The sequence below is a fragment of the Rathayibacter sp. AY1C2 genome (assembly GCF_002931195.1).
In the GTDB taxonomy this organism is placed as follows: Bacteria; Actinomycetota; Actinomycetes; order Actinomycetales; family Microbacteriaceae; genus Rathayibacter.
The window spans coordinates 21,538-38,332 of sequence record NZ_PSWG01000014.1 but is presented as its reverse complement, the minus strand read 5'-3'; the positions used below and the strand labels follow the sequence as shown (position 1 = coordinate 38,332).

Here is a 16,795-nt window from a genome sequence, read left to right as displayed (position 1 = left end):
CAGCATCTGACGACCTCCCGTCTCTGACGAGACACCCTGTTTTCCGACAAGGAGAAAACATTGCTCGACGTAACCACTTTCGATGAGCTGCGCATCGGCCTCGCAACGGCCGATGACATCCGTCGCTGGTCGCACGGTGAAGTGAAGAAGCCCGAGACCATCAACTACCGCACCCTGAAGCCCGAGAAGGACGGCCTGTTCGGCGAGCAGATCTTCGGACCCTCTCGCGACTGGGAGTGCTCCTGCGGCAAGTACAAGCGAGTCCGCTTCAAGGGCATCGTCTGCGAGCGCTGCGGCGTCGAGGTCACCAAGTCCTCGGTCCGCCGCGAGCGGATGGGCCACATCGAGCTCGCCGCCCCCGTCACCCACATCTGGTACTTCAAGGGCGTCCCCTCGCGCCTCGGATACCTGCTGGACATGGCGCCGAAGGACCTCGAGAAGGTCATCTACTTCGCGGCGTACATGATCATCGACGTGGACGACGACGGCCGTCACGCCGACATGCCCGGGCTCGAGAACGAGCTCCGGCTCGAGATCAAGACCCTCTCGGACCAGCGCGACTCCCGCATCGCGGACCGCCTGGCGCGCCTGGAGACCGACCTCGCCGCCCTGGAGGCGGAGGGCGCCAAGAGCGACCAGAAGCGCCGCACCAAGGACGGCGCCGAGAAGGAGATGGGCCAGATCCGCAAGTCCTTCGACGAGGACATCGCGCGGCTCGAGAGCGTGTGGGAGCAGTTCCGCACCCTCAAGGTCGGCGACCTCAAGCCCGAGGACGCGGTCTTCAACGAGCTCGTCGACCGGTACGGCGTCTACTTCGAGGCCTACATGGGCGCCGAGGCGATCAAGAAGCGCCTCGAGCAGTTCGACCTCCAGGCCGAGGCCGAGACGCTGCACCTGCAGATCGCCGAGGGCAAGGGTCAGAAGAAGATCCGCGCCATCAAGCGCCTGCGCGTCGTCAACTCGTTCCTCGCCACCGGCAACTCGCCGGCCGCGATGGTCCTCGACGTCGTCCCGGTCATCCCGCCGGAGCTGCGCCCGATGGTGCAGCTCGACGGAGGCCGGTTCGCGACCAGCGACCTGAACGACCTCTACCGTCGCGTGATCAACCGCAACAACCGACTCCGCCGCCTGCTCGACCTCGGTGCCCCCGAGATCATCGTGAACAACGAGAAGCGCATGCTCCAGGAGGCGGTCGACGCCCTCTTCGACAACGGCCGCCGCGGCCGCCCCGTCACCGGAACCGGCAACCGCGCCCTCAAGTCCCTGAGCGACATGCTCAAGGGAAAGCAGGGTCGCTTCCGCCAGAACCTGCTGGGCAAGCGCGTCGACTACTCGGGACGCTCGGTCATCATCGTCGGCCCGCAGCTCAAGCTGCACCAGTGCGGTCTGCCCAAGCAGATGGCGCTGGAGCTGTTCAAGCCGTTCGTGATCAAGCGCCTGATCGACCTGTCGCACGCGCAGAACATCAAGGCCGCCAAGCGCATGGTGGAGCGCTCGCGCCCGCAGGTGTGGGACGTGCTCGAGGAGATCATCCGCGAGCGCCCCGTCCTGCTGAACCGTGCGCCCACGCTGCACCGTCTCGGCATCCAGGCCTTCGAGCCCCAGCTGGTCGAGGGCAAGGCGATCCAGCTGCACCCGCTCGTCTGCGCCGCGTTCAACGCGGACTTCGACGGCGACCAGATGGCCGTCCACCTGCCGCTGTCCGTCGAGGCCCAGGCCGAGGCGCGCATCCTGATGCTCGCGTCGAACAACATCCTCAAGCCCTCGGACGGCCGTCCGGTCACCCTGCCCACGCAGGACATGATCATCGGCCTCCACCACCTGACGACGATCCGCGAGGGCGCCGCCGGCGAGGGCCGCGCGTTCTCCTCCGTCTCGGAGGCGATCCTCGCGAAGGACCAGGGCTCGCTGCACCTGAACTCGAAGGTCAGGATCCGCATGTCGGACGTGTACTTCGCGCAGGGTCAGGCACCCGAGGGTGTCGAGATCGACGAGAACGGCAAGGTCACCGCGCCGGTCCTCCTCGAGACCACGCTCGGCCGCGCCCTCTTCAACGAGGCGTTGCCGGTCGACTACCCCTACTTCGAGCAGGTCGCCGACAAGACGACCATCTCCGGGATCGTCAACGACCTCGCGGAGCGCTACCCGAAGGTGGAGGTCGCCGCCTCCCTCGACCGGATCAAGGACGCCGGCTTCTACTGGGCCACCCGCTCGGGTGTCACCGTGGCGCTGTCCGACATCCTCACGCCTCCGTCGAAGCCCGAGATCATCGCGGGCTACGAGAAGAAGGCCGCGAAGGTCGAGTCCGAGTACGACAAGGGTCTGACCACTCAGGCCGAGCGCCGCCAGGAGCTCGTGAAGATCTGGACCGAGGCGACCGACGAGGTCGCCAAGGCCATGCGCGCCAACTTCCCGACGGACAACACCATCAACCGCATGGTCACCTCCGGTGCCCGCGGCAACTGGCTGCAGGTGCGCAACATCGCCGGCATGCGAGGCCTGGTGAACAACCCGAAGGGCGAGATCATCGCCCGACCGATCATCTCCTCGTACCGCGAGGGCCTGTCGGTCGCCGAGTACTTCATCGCCACGCACGGTGCCCGCAAGGGCCTGGCCGACACCGCGCTCCGCACCGCGGACTCGGGCTACCTGACGCGTCGACTCGTCGACGTCTCGCAGGACGTCATCATCCGCGAGGAGGACTGCGGCACCTCGAAGGGCCTCGACCTGCCGATCATGCTCCAGGACGCCACCGGCGCCTGGATCAAGGACTCCAACGTCGAGAACTCCGTCTACGCCCGTTCGCTCGCCACCCCGGCGTCGAACGAGGCCGGCGAGCTCGTCGCCGAGGCCGGCGAGGACGTGGGCGACGTGCTCATCGAGAAGCTGGTCGGAGCGGGCGTGCGCCACATCAAGGTGCGCTCCGTCCTGACCTGCGAGTCCGCCGTCGGCGTCTGCGCGGCCTGCTACGGCCGCTCGCTCGCCACCGGCAAGCTCGTCGACATCGGAGAGGCCGTCGGCATCATCGCGGCCCAGTCGATCGGCGAGCCCGGCACGCAGCTCACGATGCGCACCTTCCACACCGGTGGATCGGCCTCGGCCGACGACATCACGCAGGGTCTTCCCCGCGTGCAGGAGCTCTTTGAGGCCCGCACCCCCAAGGGCGCGTCGCCGATCGCGGAGGCCGCCGGCCGGATCACCATCGAGGACACCGACCGTGCCCGCCGCGTCATCCTCCAGCCGGACAACGGCGACGAGGCGGTCATCTACCCGGTGCTCAAGCGCTCGCAGCTCCTCATCGAGGACGGCCAGCACGTCGAGCTCGGGCAGCAGCTGCACGTCGGAACGGTCGACCCCAAGGAGGTCCTGCGCGTGCTGGGCGTCCGCGAGGTCCAGAAGCACCTGGTGGGCGGCGTCCAGGGCGTCTACCGCTCGCAGGGTGTGCCGATCCACGACAAGCACATCGAGGTCATCGTGCGTCAGATGCTCCGCAAGGTCACCGTGGTCGACCACGGCGACACGGAGCTGCTGCCGGGCGAGCTCGTCGACCGCTCGCGCTACAGCGAGGTCAACCGTGCGGCTCTGACCGAGGGCAAGCGGACCGCGTCCGCCCGCCAGGAGGTCATGGGCATCACCAAGGCCTCGCTGGCGACCGAGTCGTGGCTGTCGGCCGCGTCCTTCCAGGAGACCACCCGCGTCCTGACGCAGGCGGCCATGGAGGGCAAGCGCGACCCGCTGATGGGCCTGAAGGAGAACGTGATCATCGGAAAGCTGATCCCGGCGGGAACCGGTCTGCCCAAGTACCGGAACGTGTCGGTCGAGGCGACCGAGGAGGCGAAGGCCGAGCGGTACCCCAACCGCATCTTCGCCGACGACGCCGCGTTCAGCGACGCCGACCTCTCGTTCGTCGACTTCGACTCGTTCTCGAGCGACGGCTACGAGCCGGGCAACTACAGCTGATCCAGGTGAGCTGAACGATCGAAGGCCCCGTCGGGACACCGGCGGGGCCTTCGTCGTCCCCGACCCGCGGTCACCCGCACGGGGGGCCGCCCGTTCGCGACGAGCGGCCTTCCCCGCAGGAGCGGGGTGATTGACTCGATGGGTGCTCGTCGGGTCGAGCCTGTACCCGTTCCCCGTCCTGGTCGCGGCACGTGAGGAAACGCGCGGATGAGACTCGTGATCGTCGTGCTGGCCGCACTGCTCGTGGTGGTCGGCGTCGTCGTGGTGCCCGCGGGGCGGGCGGAGGCGGCAGAGGCGGTCGCACCCTCGTCCTGCGGCGTCGCGGAGCTGGCTCCCGTGCTCGCGGGCGACGACGTCCGGCCGCGCTCCGCCGCCGCGCTGGTCCCCATCGTGATGCTGCACGGCTGGCTGGGCACGGCGACGCACGACGCCGACCGCACAGGGGCCTTCTCCCATCTCGTCGACATGGTGTCGTCGGAGTCGGCGACCGCTCCGCTCGACGCTCCCGAGCCGTCCCTCCTCGGCCGGCTGCAGCAGATCGACGGCGCCGCGGTCTACACCTTCGACTACCGCCGGCTCGCCGCGCGCTGGGTCACCGACCCGGGGATCAGCGACGCGCTCGCCTCCTCGATCGCCTGCCTCGTCTCCGCGACCGGGCACCGCGCCGTCGTCGTCGCGCACTCGATGGGAGGGCTCGCCGCCCGCCAGGCGCTGAGCGGCTCGGTCGACGGGACCGCCGTCGCCTCGATGGTCTCGTCCGTCCTCACCTTCGGCACCCCGAACACGGGATCCGACGTCGCGGAGCGCCTCGGACGAATGGTCGACGACTCCGGCCAGGTCAGCCCCGCGGTGATCGCAGGACTGGACCCGCAGAGCCGGCTGAGCGTCTCGGCGATGCTCGCCTCCTGCGGGGACGCCGTCTCGGAGGACGCCGAGCACGCGGGGGAGTGCACGGGAGTGCCGATGATCGACGCCCTCGCCTCGGCGGCGGGCAAGGGCCTGCGGACGGGATCGACCGAGCTCGGCTCCCTGCCGCACTGGCCCGCCGGCGTGCACGTGACGGCGCTGGTGGGTGACATCCAGGTGACCGCCGCGGTGGCGCTCGGCCTCGCCACCGCGCCGGTCGACCTCGGCGACATCATGGTCGCGACCGGATCGGCGACGGCCGGAGTCGACGACTACGTGGTCTCGACCTGCCGCTACACCTACCTCGCCGCGGCGGACGTGCCGTCTCTCGTCGCCGAGCTCTCGCCGTTCGCGCGGCTCGGCGATGCTCTGCGCTTCGCGAAGCTCGTGGTCGACGTCGACGCGAGCCCGTGCCACCACGCGCGGCTGACCCGGAACGTCGACCTCGTCGAGCACGCCACCGGCGTCGTGTCGGACGTCGTCGCGGGCGAGCTGTCCGCTCCGCACGCCTCTCGAGCGCAGACCGCGGCGAGGGCGCTCCCGGCGGCGGAGGAGTCCCGGAGGCGGTCCTCGTGACCGGTCGGCGGACACCGCCGAGGAGACACCATGTCGCGTCAGTTGACGGACGTCTGTCGGGAAGCATACGGTCGGACCGGCCCATGGGGAGGCCGCCTGGGGGACAGGCAGCGCGGCCCGCGCGGCACCCGAGCCGCATGCGCGGGCCGCGCCCGTCTCCGATCTCCTCTCACGTTCCGCGCTCCCTCCGGGTACGCTCGGCTGGACAGTAGATGTCGGAGGCTCCTCCGTGCATCCCGGCGCCGGAGGCCTGATGAGCGACGACCCCCTCGATGCGGAGGAGCCGGCGCGTCCTCCCCGCCTGACCCGCGAGCAGGTCCGCACCCGCCTGCTGGACGCCGCTCTCGCGGTCGTCCGCGCCGAGGGCCTGCGCGTCGGAGTCGCCCACCTGCCCCTCGAGGACGTCATCCGCTCGGCGGGTGTTCCGCGCAGCACCGTGTACCGGATCTGGCCCACCCGCCAGTCGTTCTACGACGAGCTGATCGCCGCGATCCCGGAGAGGGTCCTCGCCACCCGCCTCGACCAGCCGTCCCTGCGGGCCGGGAACTCCCACCTCCACCGCAGCCTCGACCCCGAGCCGACCCCGGCGCAGCGCCGCGAGGCCCTGACCGCCTCCGTCCGGGTCGCCGTCGACGCGAACGTCGACAACGTCTTCTCGTCGCAGCACTGGCGCAACTTCATCGCTCTCGCCGGCGCGGTGGGATCGCACGAGGAGCCGGCACGGACCGCCATCGGATCCGCTCTGCGGTCCCGCCAGCTGCACTTCATCGACAACATGGCGAAGTACTACGAGCACACCCTCGCCGAGGCGGGGCTCCGGCTGCGCCCGGACCGCGGCTCCGCCGCTCTCGCCTCCGCCGTCTCGGCCCTGATCGAGGGGCTGTGCATCGCGCGGATCGCGGCACCGGAGCTGGTGACCGGCCCGCTCGACCCGGCCGATCCCGAGGGGCCGTCGCTGGCGGTGGTGTCGGTGCTGCTGCTGATCGACGGGTTCACCGAACCGGACGAGTGATCCGGGTCGCGAGGTCCGCTCAGTCCTCCGCGACCGGCTCCAGCATCCCGTCGACGATCGAGCGGATCGTCCAGGCCGCCAGGGTCCACTCGACCGGCTCGCCGTCGAGGCCGGGGGCGGTCACCGGAGTGTCGAGGTCGTCGTCGAGGAGCCGGCCGCGGTGGGCGAGCCCGTCGATCACGATCGCGGTGAGGTGGGCGAGCTGGAGCGTCGTGAATCCCGGGCGCATCGTCCCGCCGAAGACCTGCAGCGTCTCCTCGTAGAAGTCGCGCATCCGGCGCGTGAGCATGCCCTCGATCCGCTTCGCCGTGGCGCGCACGGCGTCGCGTGCAGGCCCCTCCTCCATCGAGAAGGTGCAGGCGAGCAGCGCGTTGTACGACGACCAGTCGGCGGAGCGGCGGAGCGACTCGGCATTGGCCCGCGCGCCGATGCGGATGGTCTCCCAGGCGACCCGGCGGCGGCCGGCGGCCGTGGAGAGCAGATCGGTGGAGCGCTCGTAGACCTCGCGCATCTCCTGCTGGGCCTCGGGATCGGCGCCCTCCGCGTACCGGTCCCGCACGAAGACCTCGCCGACCAGGTCGGCCACGAACTCTTCGCGCGTGCTCCAGATCCGGTAGACGGAGCTGCGCGGCACGCCGGCCAGGCGGATGTACTCCTCCATGGGCAGGTGCGCGAAGCTCACCGTGAGGCCGTGGTTCGAGACGACGTCGCGCGCCGTGGCGATCATGCGGCTGCGGACCTGCTCCGCGGGGATCCTCCGGGCCCGCCGGGAGCCCTCTGCGCTGTCGTCCATGGAGAGGGACACTAGCCGGAGACGGTGCCGGGGGTGGTCCTCCACGCGCTCCGTGAGCCGATCCGGAGTGCTCTGGGGGCGTCCTCCCACTGAGACGGAATGTCCCATCACGTGCACGACGACGTCGCGGACCGCTACGGTGCAGCCGGGGCGGACCCGAACCTGCCCCTGCTAGGGGACCCCCGTGACCGGATTCGATCGGTTCACGCTGGCCGTCGTCGACGGACCAGCGATCGAGCGCGCCGCGCTGCAGGCGCTGCTCGCGCAGCTGCTGCCGCAGTTCTCGCACGACGAGGAGGGCGTCGACCGTATCGCGGTCCTCGACCTGGACGGCGTGCCCGGCGAGGAGGTGGCCGACACCCTCGAGCGTGCGGCGGCCCGGACCGTCGGCCTCGTCGTGCTCTCCTCCTCCGACTCCCTGGAGCCGGTGCGGGCCGTGCTGCGACGGGAGAGGGCGGCCTACGTCTGGAAGGGCGACGACCCCAGCGAGCTCGCGGCGGCGGTCGTCTCGGTCGCCTCCGGCCGGACCTGGATCTCGGACACCGCCCGCCACCGGCTCGTGCACGGGCGCGAGGAGCGCCGCCCGGTGCTGAGCCCGCAGGAGAGCCGTGTGATGCGCGCCTACGGAGCGGGTGCCGCGGTCCGCACCGTCGCGGTCGACCTCAGCGTCGCCGAGCACACCGTCCGCACCTACATCAAGCGGATCCGCGCCAAGTACCTCGAGACCGGCGTCACTCTCGACTCACGGGTCGACTTCTACCGCCACCTCGGCGACCACGACGTCGCCATCCGCCGCGGCGGAGACCGGGTGCGGGCCGGCCTGCAGCAGGCGGCCGGCGACGTGGTCGGCGAGCGCCGAGCCTGAGGCGAGCAGGATCGCGTTCCCGCCGGTGCGCCCCTCGACGAAGGCGGTCGATCCGACCGCTGCGGTCACCGGGAACAGCTCGCGGACGACCCCGCGCAGGCGGTCCAGCCTCCGGTGGTCGGCGTCGTCGGCGACATTGACCGCGAGGAGCCCGTCGGCGCCGACCCGGGCGGCGAGCGGAGCGAGGACGGACGCGCGGTAGAACGCCTCCGGGATCTCGTCCCCGTCGTAGACGTCGAGCACGACGAGGTCGGCGCTCCAGGGCGGCAGGGGCCCTGCGGCGTCGGCCGTGAGGAGTCGGACGCGCGCGCCGCGGGGGAGCGGCGCGTGCTCGAGCACGAACTCCACGAGTCCCGCCGCGCTCTCCACCGCGAGCTGCTCGGAGCCCGGCCGGGTCGCGGCGACGTAGCGGGCCAGGGCCAGGGCTCCGGCTCCGAGGTGCAGCACGCGCAGCGGCTCGCCGGGCGGGGCGGCGGCGTCGACCACCGCGCCGAGGCGCGCGAGGTACTCGAGGTGCAGAGCCCGGGGATCGCCCGGATCGATCAGCGACTGCTCCGCGCCGTCGACCGTGAGCAGCAGCGCCTCCGGCCGCACGGGATCCGGCCCCAGCACGGCTGTGCGGCCTCCCGGCAGCAGGAGGGACGGAGGCATCCCGTCACGCTAGCGCTCCTCGCGCGATCCGCCCCGCCGCCGCTACGGTGACAGGCATGGCCGCCCTGATCCTGCTCGACGTCGACGGCGTCCTGAACCCCTCCGTCCGCAGCGATCGCGCCTCGGGCTCGCACCGCCTGGAGCTCGAGCCGGAGCGGGCGGCGCTCGTCGCCCGCCTGGCCGCGGTCGGCACGATCGTGTGGGCCACGACCTGGCCGCCGCGCTTGACGCGGGTCCTCGCCCAGGACCTCGGGCTGCCGGCGGGTACGGAGGCGATCGTCTTCGACGGCGGCCTCCCGCGCGACCCGCGGTTCCCGGGCCGGACGGGCAAGCTCCAGCCCGTAGCGGTGTGGCTGGAGGCGGCCGCCGAGCGCGGCGCGATCGACGCCGTGGTGTGGATCGACGACAACCTCCACGAGGACGCCTACGACTGGGCCCGCGAGCAGAGCACCCCCTTCCACCTGGTGCGTCCGGAGTCGGCGGCGGGCCTCACGAGCGACGAGGTCGCCGGTGCCGAGCACTTCCTGGCCGGACTCCCGGCGTCACACGGCGACATCCGGGAATAGGGCCGCCCCCTCCACTGGTTATCGTCACTCCGGGCGGTTCCGCCGAGCAGCGGTCCGCCCCGGGACGACCCGTCCCCTCGTCGATCCCCGCGCCGCATCCGGCACAGCGGGACCGCCACGACTCCGTGATGCACCGAAGGACAACACCGTGACCCTCTCCGCCCGCACCTCCCTGCGCGTCCTGCTCGGCACGACCGCCGCCGCCGCCGCCCTGGTCCTCGCCGGCTGCGCGCCCGCCTCGACCGACGACGTGGTCTCCGGCTCGAGCGGCGAGGGCACCGCCTCCGCCAGCTCCGGCCTGACTCTGGCCGAGGTCGAGGACTCGGGGAAGCTCACCATCGGCACCGAGGGCACCTACCCGCCCTTCTCCTTCCACGCCGACGGCGGGACGGGAGCCCTCACCGGCTACGACGTCGATGTGATCACCGCCGTGGCCGAGAAGCTGGGCGTCGAGCCCGACTTCCAGGAGACGCAGTGGGACGCGATGTTCGCGGGCCTGGACGGAGCGCGCTTCGACGTGATCGCGAACCAGGTCTCGATCAACGACGAGCGCGAGGCGAAGTACGACTTCTCGGAGCCGTACTCGGTCAGCCCCGGCGTCGTGATCGTCCCCTCGAGCGACACCTCGATCACCGACCTCGCCGGCCTCTCCGGCAAGACCACCGCGCAGTCGCTCTCGAGCAACTGGTACACCGTCGCGCAGGAGAACGGCGCCGAGGTCGAGGGCGTCGAGGGCTGGGCGCAGGCCATCGCCCTCGTCGAGCAGGGCCGCGTCGACGCGACCGTGAACGACCGCCTCACCTGGCTCGACTGGTCCACGACCTACCCCGACCAGGCCGCGGGCCTCAAGGTCGCCGTCACCACCGACGACACCTCCGAGAGCGCCTTCACCTTCCCGAAGGGCTCGGACGACCTCGTCGAGGCCGTCGACTCCGCCCTCGACGAGCTGCGCGAGGACGGCACCCTCGCCTCCATCTCCGAGCGCTACTTCGGAGCCGACGTCTCCCAGTAGCCCCACCCCGAGGCGGCTCCTCCCCTTCCGGGAGGGGCCGTCTCGTGCGTGAGCGGCCCCGACGCGGGGGAGCGGCGGAGCGGCTCAGGCAGCGGGTCCGCCCGCAAGGGCGCCCGCCCCGGCGAGAAGCGTGCCAGCATTCCCCAGGAGGCGGAGACGATCCGCCCCCGACGCCACCACCCGATCGAGCCGACCGCGGATCCTCCCGCGAAGGCGGGAGAACACAATGGACCTCGTCCTCCGGTCGTTCTGGCCGATCCTCTCCGGGGGCATCGTCGGGACGATCCCGCTCGCGCTGGCGAGCTTCGCCATCGGGCTCGTGCTCGCGCTGGCGGTCGCCCTGATGCGGCTCTCGCGGGTGCGGATCCTCTCCTGGATCGCGCGCGCCTACATCTCCGTCATCCGGGGCACGCCGCTCCTGGTGCAGCTGTTCGTGATCTTCTACGGGCTGCCGAGCCTCGGACTGAAGATCGACCCCTGGCCCAGCGCCACCATCGCGTTCGCCCTCAACGTGGGCGGCTACGCGGCGGAGGTGATCCGCGCGGCGATCCTCAGCGTCCCGAAGGGGCAGTGGGAGGCGGCGCACACGATCGGCATGAGCCGCTCGCTCTCGCTGCGGCGCATCATCCTCCCGCAGGCCGCGCGCGTCTCCGTCCCGCCGCTGTCGAACACCTTCATCTCGCTGGTGAAGGACACCTCGCTGGCCTCCCTCATCCTGGTGACCGAGCTCTTCCGGCAGGCGCAGAAGATCGCCACCGCGTCGAGCGAGTTCATGCTCCTCTACCTCGAGGCCGCTCTGATCTACTGGCTCATCTGCCTGGTGCTCTCCAGCGGCCAGGGCCTGCTCGAGAAGCGATTGGACCGCTATGTCGCCCGCTGACACTCCGACCGACGCGCGGCCCGTGCTCACGGCCCGCGGCCTCCGCAAGTCGTTCGGCGGGGTGGAGGTGCTGCGCGGCATCGACCTGGAGATCCGCCGCGGCGAGGTCGTCGCCCTGATCGGGCCCTCGGGCTCGGGCAAGACCACCGTCCTGCGCTCGCTGAACAGCCTCGAGGTGCCGGACGGCGGGGTGGTCGAGCTCGCCGACGGCAGCGTCCTCGACTTCGACCGCGGCGTCGGACGGAAGGCGCTGACCGGGCTGCGCGACCACTCCGCGATGGTCTTCCAGCACTTCAACCTCTTCCCGCACCTGACCGTCCTCCAGAACGTGACGGAGGGGCCGCTGCGAGTGCAGCGCCGTCCCGCGTCCGAGGTGGTCCCGGAGGCGGAGCGCCTGCTCGAGCGCGTCGGCCTCGGCGGCCGGGGGAGCGCCTACCCCTTCGAGCTCTCCGGCGGTCAGCAGCAGCGCGTCGGCATCGTCCGGGCGCTCGCGCTGCGGCCCGATCTGCTCCTCTTCGACGAGCCCACCTCGGCGCTGGACCCGGAGCTGGTCGGCGACGTGCTCTCGCTGATGCGGGAGCTGGCGGGGGAGGGCTGGACCATGCTCGTCGTGACGCACGAGCTCGAGTTCGCCCGGCAGGTGGCCTCGGAGGTCGTCTTCATGGCCGACGGCGTGGTCGTCGAGCGGGGCGCCCCTGCGCAGATCCTCCGGGAGCCGCGCGAGCCGCGCACGCGGCAGTTCCTGCACCGCCTCCTCCACCCGCTCGAGTAGACGGTCGGCGCTGTCCCCCGTCGACGGGGAGCCGCGCGGCGCACCGGGCGCGGCGGAAGGCGTGCCTATGCTGTCCGGGTGACCTGGAGCAGCGACGCCGAGACCACGCGGATCCCCTCCGCGACCGAGACGTCCGGCGGAACCGGACCCCAGCCGACCCGGGAGTACGTCTGGCCCGAACCCGTGACGGGCCGGCAGCCGACCGTCGAGCCCGTCGCCCCGGTCGTCGCGGCGTCCGCCCCCAGCGCCCTCGGGCCGGTCGAGGCCGAGCCCGAGCCGGTCCGGCGCTCCGGCAACCGTCTCGCGGGCCTCGCGCTCGCCCTCCTGACGACCGCGGTCTTCGCCGTCCTGTACCTCGTCGCCCTGACGGCGATCCGCCTCCTCGTCGACCGCGTCGGCGGCGACCCGGTCGCCCTCGCGCTGGACGCGGCACCGACCGCGCTCTTCCTCGCCCCGGTGGCCGCGTTCCTGGTCGGCCTGGCGCTGATCGTGCTGGTCGTGAACCGCGCGGGCTGGTGGGCCTACGTCCTCGGCGGCTTCCTCGTCGCCCTCCTCACGGCCGCGGCCGCGCTGGTCGGCGGCTGGAGCGCCGTCGGACCGCTCGCCCTGCCGATCGACCGCTCCCTCGCGCTCGACTACGTCCGCGATCCCGCCGTCCTCGCGGCGGTCCTCGCCGCCGGCGTCCTCGGCCGGGAGGCGAGCGTCTGGGGCGGCGCCGCGATCGCGGGCCGCGCCCGAGGCGTCAAGCGCCGCAACGCCGAGCGCGAAGCGGCCGCGCAGTCGTGACTCCGGAGGGGCAGGGGCAGGGCCGCGGAGCCGGCCTGGGCTACGGCCTCGCGCTGGCCGGCTTCGCCGCGTTCCTCTACCTCGCCCTGGTCGTCTGCGCGTTCGGGGTCCTCAGCCTCCTACTGGACCAGGACGTCGTGCCCGAGCGCGACGCCGGCCCGCTGCTGGGGCCGGTCTCGGTGGCGGTCTGCGTCGTCGCCGTGCTGGTCGCGATGGTGACCCTCGCCGCCCGTCCCGCCGTCCACCGCGTCCTCGGCCCGTCGCTGCTGACCGGGGTCGTCGTCTACCTGCTCTTCCTCCTCACCGGCGGAGCGCTCTACGGGCTCGGCCGCCAGGAGCCGGGGGAGATCCTCGGCTGGATCCTCGACCACGCCCCCACTGTCTTCGCGATCGCGACCGGCGTGCTCGCGGCGGCCGTCCAGCTCGTGTTCCTCCTGCTCCTGGCCCGTCGCGACGCCGGCGGCCGCAGCCCCCACTGGGGCTGGGAGGGCGACGAGCGGGAGTGACGACGGAGTCCCGGCGCGGCTCAGCGCGGCGCTGCGGCATCTCCCAGGGCGAACGCCGCTCGGTTGACCGGCCCCGTCACTCCCCGTAATATTCTTCGGGTGTGCGCTTTGCCGTGCGCTCGTGTCGTGCCTCCGGGTCGATGCGGTCGCCGCACTTCGCTCTACCGGGTCCGCGAGGATCCGCGGGTTCGTCCGATCGGGCGGCCCCCACGGCATACCCCTCACCCTCCCGGTCCCGCTCGCGGGGCCGCGGGGTGCGTCGGGTCCAGATGAACTCGGCCGTTCCCGGAGACGGGAGGGCCGAATGTCGACCATCGATCCGCTGTCACCGTGCAGCATTCAAGGAGCAAAACCAGTGCCAACGATTCAGCAGTTGGTCCGCAAGGGACGCACGCCGAAGGTCACCAAGACCAAGGCGCCCGCCCTGAAGGCCAACCCCCAGCAGCGCGGCGTCTGCACGCGCGTCTACACGACCACGCCCAAGAAGCCGAACTCGGCCCTCCGCAAGGTGGCCCGCGTGAAGCTCTCCAACGGCACCGAGGTCACCGCCTACATCCCCGGCGAGGGCCACAACCTGCAGGAGCACTCGATGGTGCTCGTGCGCGGCGGTCGCGTCAAGGACCTCCCCGGTGTCCGCTACAAGATCGTTCGCGGCGCCCTGGACACCCAGGCCGTCAAGAACCGCAAGCAGGCTCGCAGCCGGTACGGCGCGAAGATGGAGAAGAAGTAATGCCTCGTAAGGGCCCCGCTCCCAAGCGCCCCGTCGTCGCAGACCCCGTCTACGGCGCCCCCATCGTCAGCCAGCTCGTCAACAAGATCCTCCTGGACGGCAAGAAGGGCCTCGCCGAGCGCATCGTCTACGGTGCCCTCGAGGGCGTCGCCGGCAAGAACGGCCAGGACGCGGTCGTCACCCTCAAGAAGGCGCTCGACAACGTCCGCCCGACCCTCGAGGTCCGCAGCCGCCGCGTCGGTGGCTCGACCTACCAGGTCCCGGTCGAGGTCAAGCCCCACCGCGCCAACACCCTCGCGCTCCGCTGGCTCACCAGCTACGCGAAGGCCCGTCGCGAGAAGACGATGACCGAGCGTCTCATGAACGAGATCCTCGACGCGTCGAACGGTCTGGGCGCCGCTGTCAAGCGTCGCGAGGACACCCACAAGATGGCCGAGTCGAACAAGGCCTTCGCGCACTACCGCTGGTAGCGCACCCCGCGGCCGCCTCCGGGCGACCGCGACCACCGGGCCCGCGGCGTCACCGCTGCGGGCCCGGTCCCGGCGGCGGATCGCCCGATCCCCGCGACCGGGCGACCGCCACCACCAGAATCCCAGCCATTCGGCCATGAACCCGGTGCGCTGGCTCCATCACCTATCGGAGGAACTCCGTGGCACAAGATGTGCTCACCGACCTGAACAAGGTCCGCAACATCGGCATCATGGCCCACATCGATGCCGGCAAGACCACCACCACCGAGCGCATCCTGTTCTACACGGGTATCACGCACAAGATCGGCGAGGTCCACGACGGCGCCGCGACGATGGACTGGATGGCGCAGGAGCAGGAGCGCGGCATCACGATCACATCCGCCGCGACGACCTGCTTCTGGAACAAGAACCAGATCAACATCATCGACACCCCCGGTCACGTCGACTTCACGGTCGAGGTCGAGCGCTCGCTCCGCGTCCTCGACGGCGCCGTCGCCGTCTTCGACGGCAAGGAGGGCGTCGAGCCCCAGTCCGAGACCGTCTGGCGTCAGGCCGACAAGTACGACGTCCCGCGCATCTGCTTCGTCAACAAGATGGACAAGCTCGGCGCCGACTTCTACTACACGGTCGACACGATCATCAAGCGCCTCGGCGCGAAGCCGCTGGTCATCCAGCTGCCCATCGGCGCGGAGTCCTCCTTCGAGGGCGTCGTCGACCTGGTCGAGATGCGCGCGCTCACGTGGCGCGGCGACTCGAAGGGCGACGTCGCGCTCGGCGCGAAGTACGAGATCGAGGAGATCCCGGCCGACCTCGCCGACAAGGCGGCGGAGTACCGCGAGAAGCTCCTCGAGACCGTCGCGGAGACCTCCGACGAGTTGCTCGAGAAGTACTTCGGCGGCGAGGAGCTCACCGTCGCGGAGATCAAGGGCGCCATCCGCAAGATGACCGTCAACTCCGAGATCTACCCGGTGCTCTGCGGCTCGGCGTTCAAGAACCGCGGCGTCCAGCCGATGCTCGACGCTGTCGTGGACTACCTCCCCTCCCCGCTCGACGTCCCCGCCATCGAGGCGCACGACGTCCGCGACGAGGAGAAGGTCATCATGCGCCACGCGGACTCGACCGAGCCCTTCTCGGCGCTCGCGTTCAAGGTCGCCGTGCACCCGTTCTTCGGTCGCCTGACCTACGTCCGCGTCTACTCGGGCAAGCTCGACTCCGGTGCCCAGGTCATCAACTCGACCAAGGGCAAGAAGGAGCGCATCGGCAAGATCTTCCAGATGCACTCCAACAAGGAGAACCCGGTCGACTCGGTCACCGCCGGCCACATCTACGCCGTCATCGGCCTCAAGGACACCACCACCGGTGACACCCTGAGCGACCCGGCCGCGCAGGTCGTGCTCGAGTCGATGACCTTCCCGGAGCCCGTCATCGAGGTCGCCATCGAGCCCAAGACGAAGGCGGACCAGGAGAAGCTCGGTACCGCGATCCAGAAGCTCGCGGAGGAGGACCCCACCTTCCGCACGGAGCAGAACCAGGAGACCGGTCAGACGGTCATCAAGGGAATGGGCGAGCTGCACCTCGACATCCTGGTCGACCGCATGAAGCGCGAGTTCAACGTCGAGGCCAACGTGGGCAAGCCCCAGGTCGCGTACCGCGAGACGATCCGCCGCACGGTTGAGAAGTACGACTACACCCACAAGAAGCAGACGGGTGGCTCCGGCCAGTTCGCGAAGGTCCAGATCACCATCGAGCCGATGGAGGTCGAGGCCGACAAGACCTACGAGTTCGTCAACGGCGTCACCGGTGGCCGCGTCCCGCGCGAGTACATCCCCTCCGTCGACGCGGGCATCCGCGACGCCATGCAGGTCGGCGTGCTCGCCGGCTACCCCATGGTCGGCGTGAAGGCGACCCTGGTCGACGGAGCGGCGCACGACGTCGACTCCTCCGAGATGGCGTTCAAGATCGCCGGCTCGATCGCGTTCAAGGAGGCCTCGCGCAAGGCGCAGCCGGTCCTCCTCGAGCCGCTCATGGCCGTCGAGGTCCGTACTCCCGAGGAGTACATGGGCGACGTCATCGGCGACATCAACTCGCGTCGCGGGATGATCCAGTCGATGGAGGACGCCACCGGCATCAAGGTCATCCGGGCCAACGTCCCGCTGTCCGAGATGTTCGGCTACATCGGAGACCTGCGCTCGAAGACCTCGGGCCGCGCCGTCTACTCGATGACGTTCGAGACCTACGCCGAGGTCCCCAAGGCCGTGGCCGAGGAGATCGTCCAGAAGAACAAGGGCGAGTAGCTCCGCCCCTGGGCCG

At 70.9% G+C, this 16,795-nt stretch carries 14 protein-coding genes; 13 read left to right on the top strand and 1 reads right to left on the bottom strand.

Annotated elements, in window-relative coordinates; genetic code table 11:
* Window positions 1-60 precede the first annotated feature (60 nt).
* From C5C55_RS11055 to C5C55_RS11045, 3 genes are all read left to right on the top strand, one after another.
* On the top strand, window positions 61-3,960 hold the full coding sequence (locus C5C55_RS11055; protein WP_104224580.1) for a DNA-directed RNA polymerase subunit beta': 3,900 nt from the start codon (window positions 61-63) through the stop codon (window positions 3,958-3,960).
* Between the two features lie 207 nt (window positions 3,961-4,167).
* Complete coding sequence (locus tag C5C55_RS11050; protein ID WP_104233927.1) at window positions 4,168-5,442, top strand: triacylglycerol lipase; 1,275 nt, start codon at window positions 4,168-4,170, stop codon at window positions 5,440-5,442.
* 253 nt (window positions 5,443-5,695) lie between these two features.
* Entirely contained in the window at window positions 5,696-6,454 is a 759-nt protein-coding gene (locus C5C55_RS11045) for a TetR/AcrR family transcriptional regulator (RefSeq protein WP_104233926.1), read from the top strand.
* Window positions 6,455-6,473: 19 nt separating this feature from the next.
* Here C5C55_RS11045 and C5C55_RS11040 read toward each other — a convergent pair whose 3' ends face one another.
* On the bottom strand, window positions 6,474-7,247 hold the full coding sequence (locus C5C55_RS11040) for a TetR/AcrR family transcriptional regulator (RefSeq protein ID WP_146080934.1): 774 nt from the start codon (window positions 7,245-7,247) through the stop codon (window positions 6,474-6,476).
* Between the two features lie 184 nt (window positions 7,248-7,431).
* Between C5C55_RS11040 and C5C55_RS11035 the strand changes: the two genes are divergently transcribed.
* The 10 genes from C5C55_RS11035 (at window position 7,432) to fusA (ending at window position 16,779) form a co-directional block, all read left to right on the top strand.
* Window positions 7,432-8,112 (top strand): LuxR C-terminal-related transcriptional regulator, encoded by a 681-nt coding sequence (locus tag C5C55_RS11035; protein WP_104233924.1) that lies wholly within the window; start codon window positions 7,432-7,434, stop codon window positions 8,110-8,112.
* Between the two features lie 707 nt (window positions 8,113-8,819).
* A complete protein-coding gene (locus C5C55_RS11030) occupies window positions 8,820-9,329 on the top strand; it encodes an HAD domain-containing protein (RefSeq protein WP_104233923.1) in 510 nt (169 codons plus the stop codon).
* Window positions 9,330-9,477: 148 nt separating this feature from the next.
* Entirely contained in the window at window positions 9,478-10,341 is an 864-nt protein-coding gene (locus tag C5C55_RS11025; protein ID WP_374953121.1) for an amino acid ABC transporter substrate-binding protein, read from the top strand.
* A 226-nt stretch (window positions 10,342-10,567) separates the two neighbouring features.
* Window positions 10,568-11,221, top strand: coding sequence for an amino acid ABC transporter permease (locus tag C5C55_RS11020; RefSeq protein WP_104224574.1), 654 nt, complete (start codon window positions 10,568-10,570; stop codon window positions 11,219-11,221).
* The gene (locus C5C55_RS11015) at window positions 11,208-11,993 is read left to right on the top strand and encodes an amino acid ABC transporter ATP-binding protein (protein ID WP_104226760.1); all 786 of its coding nucleotides are present in this window, start codon (window positions 11,208-11,210) and stop codon (window positions 11,991-11,993) included. The genes C5C55_RS11020 and C5C55_RS11015 overlap by 14 nt, the downstream gene beginning before the upstream one ends.
* Before the next feature lie 78 nt (window positions 11,994-12,071).
* On the top strand, window positions 12,072-12,779 hold the full coding sequence (locus tag C5C55_RS16620; protein WP_181067840.1) for a hypothetical protein: 708 nt from the start codon (window positions 12,072-12,074) through the stop codon (window positions 12,777-12,779).
* Window positions 12,776-13,285 (top strand): DUF6121 family protein, encoded by a 510-nt coding sequence (locus tag C5C55_RS11005; protein WP_104233922.1) that lies wholly within the window; start codon window positions 12,776-12,778, stop codon window positions 13,283-13,285. Before C5C55_RS16620 ends, C5C55_RS11005 begins: the two co-directional genes overlap by 4 nt.
* A 355-nt stretch (window positions 13,286-13,640) precedes the next feature.
* On the top strand, window positions 13,641-14,015 hold the full coding sequence (gene rpsL / locus C5C55_RS11000) for a 30S ribosomal protein S12 (protein WP_011186743.1): 375 nt from the start codon (window positions 13,641-13,643) through the stop codon (window positions 14,013-14,015).
* Window positions 14,015-14,485: a 30S ribosomal protein S7 gene (gene rpsG / locus C5C55_RS10995; RefSeq protein ID WP_068251443.1), complete on the top strand. Its 471-nt coding sequence runs from the start codon at window positions 14,015-14,017 to the stop codon at window positions 14,483-14,485. Before rpsL ends, rpsG begins: the two co-directional genes overlap by 1 nt.
* A gap of 179 nt (window positions 14,486-14,664) precedes the next feature.
* The gene (gene fusA, locus C5C55_RS10990) at window positions 14,665-16,779 is read left to right on the top strand and encodes an elongation factor G (protein WP_104224571.1); all 2,115 of its coding nucleotides are present in this window, start codon (window positions 14,665-14,667) and stop codon (window positions 16,777-16,779) included.
* Window positions 16,780-16,795: the final 16 nt, after the last annotated feature.

Bases quoted from the DNA above. Each gene is read 5' to 3' on its own strand.
- C5C55_RS11050 (WP_104233927.1), top strand. From the start codon at position 4,168: ATGAGACTCGTGATCGTCGTGCTGGCCGCACTGCTCGTGGTGGTCGGC.
- C5C55_RS11045 (WP_104233926.1), top strand. From the start codon at position 5,696: ATGAGCGACGACCCCCTCGATGCGGAGGAGCCGGCGCGTCCTCCCCGC.
- C5C55_RS11040 (WP_146080934.1), bottom strand. From the start codon at position 7,247: ATGGACGACAGCGCAGAGGGCTCCCGGCGGGCCCGGAGGATCCCCGCG.
- C5C55_RS11030 (WP_104233923.1), top strand. From the start codon at position 8,820: ATGGCCGCCCTGATCCTGCTCGACGTCGACGGCGTCCTGAACCCCTCC.
- C5C55_RS11020 (WP_104224574.1), top strand. From the start codon at position 10,568: ATGGACCTCGTCCTCCGGTCGTTCTGGCCGATCCTCTCCGGGGGCATC.
- C5C55_RS11015 (WP_104226760.1), top strand. From the start codon at position 11,208: ATGTCGCCCGCTGACACTCCGACCGACGCGCGGCCCGTGCTCACGGCC.
- rpsG (WP_068251443.1), top strand. From the start codon at position 14,015: ATGCCTCGTAAGGGCCCCGCTCCCAAGCGCCCCGTCGTCGCAGACCCC.